3 protein-coding genes and 1 pseudogene are annotated in these 3183 nt (G+C 38.3%); 3 read left to right on the top strand and 1 reads right to left on the bottom strand.

Annotated elements, in window-relative coordinates:
- Together B4F08_RS05240 and B4F08_RS05235 are read left to right on the top strand one after the other, a co-directional pair.
- Positions 1-228 (top strand): glutathione S-transferase N-terminal domain-containing protein (locus B4F08_RS05240; protein ID WP_291373606.1); only part of this gene is annotated, 228 nt, incomplete at its 5' end.
- Positions 229-351: 123 nt separating this feature from the next.
- On the top strand, positions 352-702 hold the full coding sequence (locus tag B4F08_RS05235) for a hypothetical protein (RefSeq protein WP_075696634.1): 351 nt from the start codon (positions 352-354) through the stop codon (positions 700-702).
- An 82-nt stretch (positions 703-784) separates the two neighbouring features.
- Here B4F08_RS05235 and B4F08_RS05230 read toward each other — a convergent pair whose 3' ends face one another.
- Entirely contained in the window at positions 785-2311 is a 1527-nt protein-coding gene (locus B4F08_RS05230) for an acetyl-CoA C-acetyltransferase (RefSeq protein WP_291373603.1), read from the bottom strand.
- 224 nt (positions 2312-2535) lie between these two features.
- Here B4F08_RS05230 and B4F08_RS05225 point away from each other — a divergent pair.
- Positions 2536-3183, top strand: a pseudogene (locus tag B4F08_RS05225) (short chain dehydrogenase); the annotation flags it as partial.

Here is a 3183-nt window from a genome sequence, read left to right as displayed (position 1 = left end):
CCTTATGTGTTGCACAATGTGCCGAAAGAGCGTTGGCAAGATATGGCTCCTGCGATTTTGCGTTTAAAACCAGGAAAATATATTCCGCTACCAAATGGTAAGCGTGAAAAGACTGTTGAAGTGATGGGACGAGATATTCAGGTTCCATATTTGGTTGATCCGAATACGGGTGTGAAAATGTTTGAATCAGCTAAAATTGTTGAGTATCTAAAGAAACAGTACGGATAATAGAATAAATCGTAAAAAAGCATCTTTTAGAAGATGCTTTTTTATATATGGAGTCTAGCAGTTGCTTCAATGATTGGTTTAGCGGTTTAATAGGCTCGAAATAGCCATATGATCAATTCCAAAATGTTAAGCCAACTAACGAACCTATTCAAAAGTTCAAAGGAAACACCTGAACAGTTATTCCTTAAAGAAAATGACTTGGTTTTTGATAGTCGCGGTGCAATTTATAGGGGCATCGTTTTGAATGAGTTAGGATTTCGTCTGGAATATTTCTCAAATCGAAAATTAGATCGATTTGATGATCTAGAGAAACTGTTTAGGATTGCACCACAAATTAATGAAAAGATTGATTTGGAATTGCACTCACAGCGATTTGTTGAGCGCTTAGGAAATACAGAAGAAAACCTTAAAGAGTTAAAGCAAATCATTAAAGTTTTAAATGATTATTATGTGAAGTTTCAAAGACCAAGATAAGTATAAATATTTTTATGAGTTTTAATATCTAAATAAAAAAGCTGAATCATTTGATTCAGCTTTTTAGTATGTAAGCTAACGATTATTTTTCAATAATTGCTGTTACACCTTGACCACCAGCAGCACAGATCGAAACTAAGATACGACCTGAACCTTTTTGGTTTAAGATTTTCGCAGCAGTCGCGATGATACGACCACCAGTTGCAGCGAATGGGTGACCCGCAGCTAAAGAAGAACCTTTAACGTTTAATTTGCTACGATCAATTGAACCCAAAGGTGCATCTAAGCCTAAGCGCTCTTTACAGAACTTCTCATCTTCCCAAGCTTTCAAAGTAGAAAGTACTTGTGATGCAAATGCTTCATGGATTTCGTAGTAGTCGAAGTCTTGAAGTTTAAGCCCAGCACGCTCAAGCATACGTGGAACTGCATAAGCAGGAGCCATCAATAAGCCTTCTTTTTTACCAACGAAATCAACCGCAGCAGTTTCAGTGAAAGTTAGGTAAGCAAGAACTTCATGACCATTTGCTTTAGCCCACTCTTCAGAAGCTAAAAGTACACATGAAGCACCATCAGTAAGTGGAGTAGAGTTACCCGCTGTCATCGTTGCAGCTTCGCCCTTACCAAATACTGGTTTTAATTTTGCTAATTTCTCAGCAGTAGAGTCAGCACGTAAGTTGTTGTCACGGCTTAAACCTAAGAATGGAGTAATTAAGTCATCGAAGAAACCTTCTTCGTATGCTTTTGCCATTTTTTGGTGAGAAGCTGCAGCTAAAGCATCTTGATCTTCACGAGCAATACCCCACTCAAGAGCAGTAATTGCTTGGTGATCACCCATAGATAAACCAGTACGTGGTTCACCATTTTTAGGTGCATCCATAAGATCTTTAACGTTGATTTTAGATAAAGCTTTTAAACGATCTTTACCAGTTTTAGCAATGTTAAGTTCAAGCAATGCTTTACGTAAACCATCACCGAAAGCGATTGGAGCGTCAGATGTTGTATCAACACCACCAGCGATACCTACTTCGATTTGACCTAAAGCAATTTTGTTTGCTACTTGGAATGCTGCTTGCAAACCAGTACCACAAGCTTGTTGAAGATCACAAGCTGGAGTTTCAGGAGCAAGTTGAGTATTTAACACACACTCACGTGTCATGTTGAAGTCACGGCTGTGCTTTAATACTGCACCTGCAACAACTTCACCTAAGCGTTGGCCTTGTAGGTTGAAACGCTCAACCAAACCGTTTAACGCAGCTGTAAACATATCGATGTTTGAAGCTGTGAAATATGCGCCGTTAGAGCGAGCGAAAGGAATACGGTTACCGCCGATAATGGCTACACGACGAACGGTGTTTTGGCTCATGGTTTTATCCTGTTGAACAGAAGGTTTGGTTGTTTTAGCTGAAGCTGCTTTAGTAGATGTAGAAGAAGCAGTGCTTTTAGAACTACGACTGGTAGAACGAGTACGAGTCGTTTTAGTTGTCGTATTAGCTGCTTTAGGAGTTGTGTTAGCAGCTTTACGTGTAGTAGAAGTTGCTTTTGATGTATTTGACACATTCTCTTGAGCAGAATTTTCGACTGCTGGATTTTCTTGAGTTGTTTTGCTCATAAGGCTTTTCCAAGCATAATTGCGATATTCTCACTATAACATTAGCATATTTCAAATACTGCTGTATTGACTAGAATGACGCTTTAGACCACATTCAGGTCAAGACATCATGACATGAACTCAAGTATGATTTGCTACGAGTCAATCAGACATTGATTTTGTGTTCTAAGGTCAACACGTCATAAATGTTTGAAAAAAATTCATTTGTATGAGAGATAATAATCATGACTGATCAATACCAAGCATTTACACAATCTCCTTTGGGTAAATTTGTTGTAAAAAATTTAGGTTTGCCATCGCCAGCTGCTCTAGACCGTTTTGAAAGTGCGCAACCAGTTGTAAATGGTGCAGTATTGCTTGGCGCAGCACCTTCAAGCACGATTTCTGCTTCTATTGCTCAAATTCTTAGCAATATCCATGCAGACAGCTATGTAGGTAATAATGTTGAATTACAACAAACTGCTGCAAAAGTTGGTTTAAATCTTCGCCCTTTAAATGCAGATGATAAAGAGTCTAAATTTAAAGCAGTTGTATTCGATGCTTCTGGTATCCAAAATTCAGAACAATTAAAAGAGTTGTACAACTTCTTTAATCCAATCGCTCGTCAAATCTCAAATTCTGGCCGTGTGATTGTAATTGGTACAACACCTGAAACAGCTAAGACTGTAAAACAAGCGATTGCGCAACGTGCACTTGAAGGTTTTATCAAGTCTGTTGGTAAAGAATTCAAAAAAGGTATCACTGCTCAAGTAGTTTATGTTGATCAAGGCGCTGAAGCAAATCTTGAATCAACTTTACGTTTCTTAATTTCTCCTCGTTCAGCATACGTTTCTGGTCAAGTGATTCGTGTATCTAAAGCAGATAATGTTGAC

The sequence above is a fragment of the Acinetobacter sp. UBA6720 genome (assembly GCF_002454215.1).
Lineage (GTDB): Bacteria > Pseudomonadota > Gammaproteobacteria > Pseudomonadales > Moraxellaceae > Acinetobacter.
Note: the sequence above shows the minus strand (reverse complement) of the source record. Positions and strands in the feature narration are given on the sequence as shown.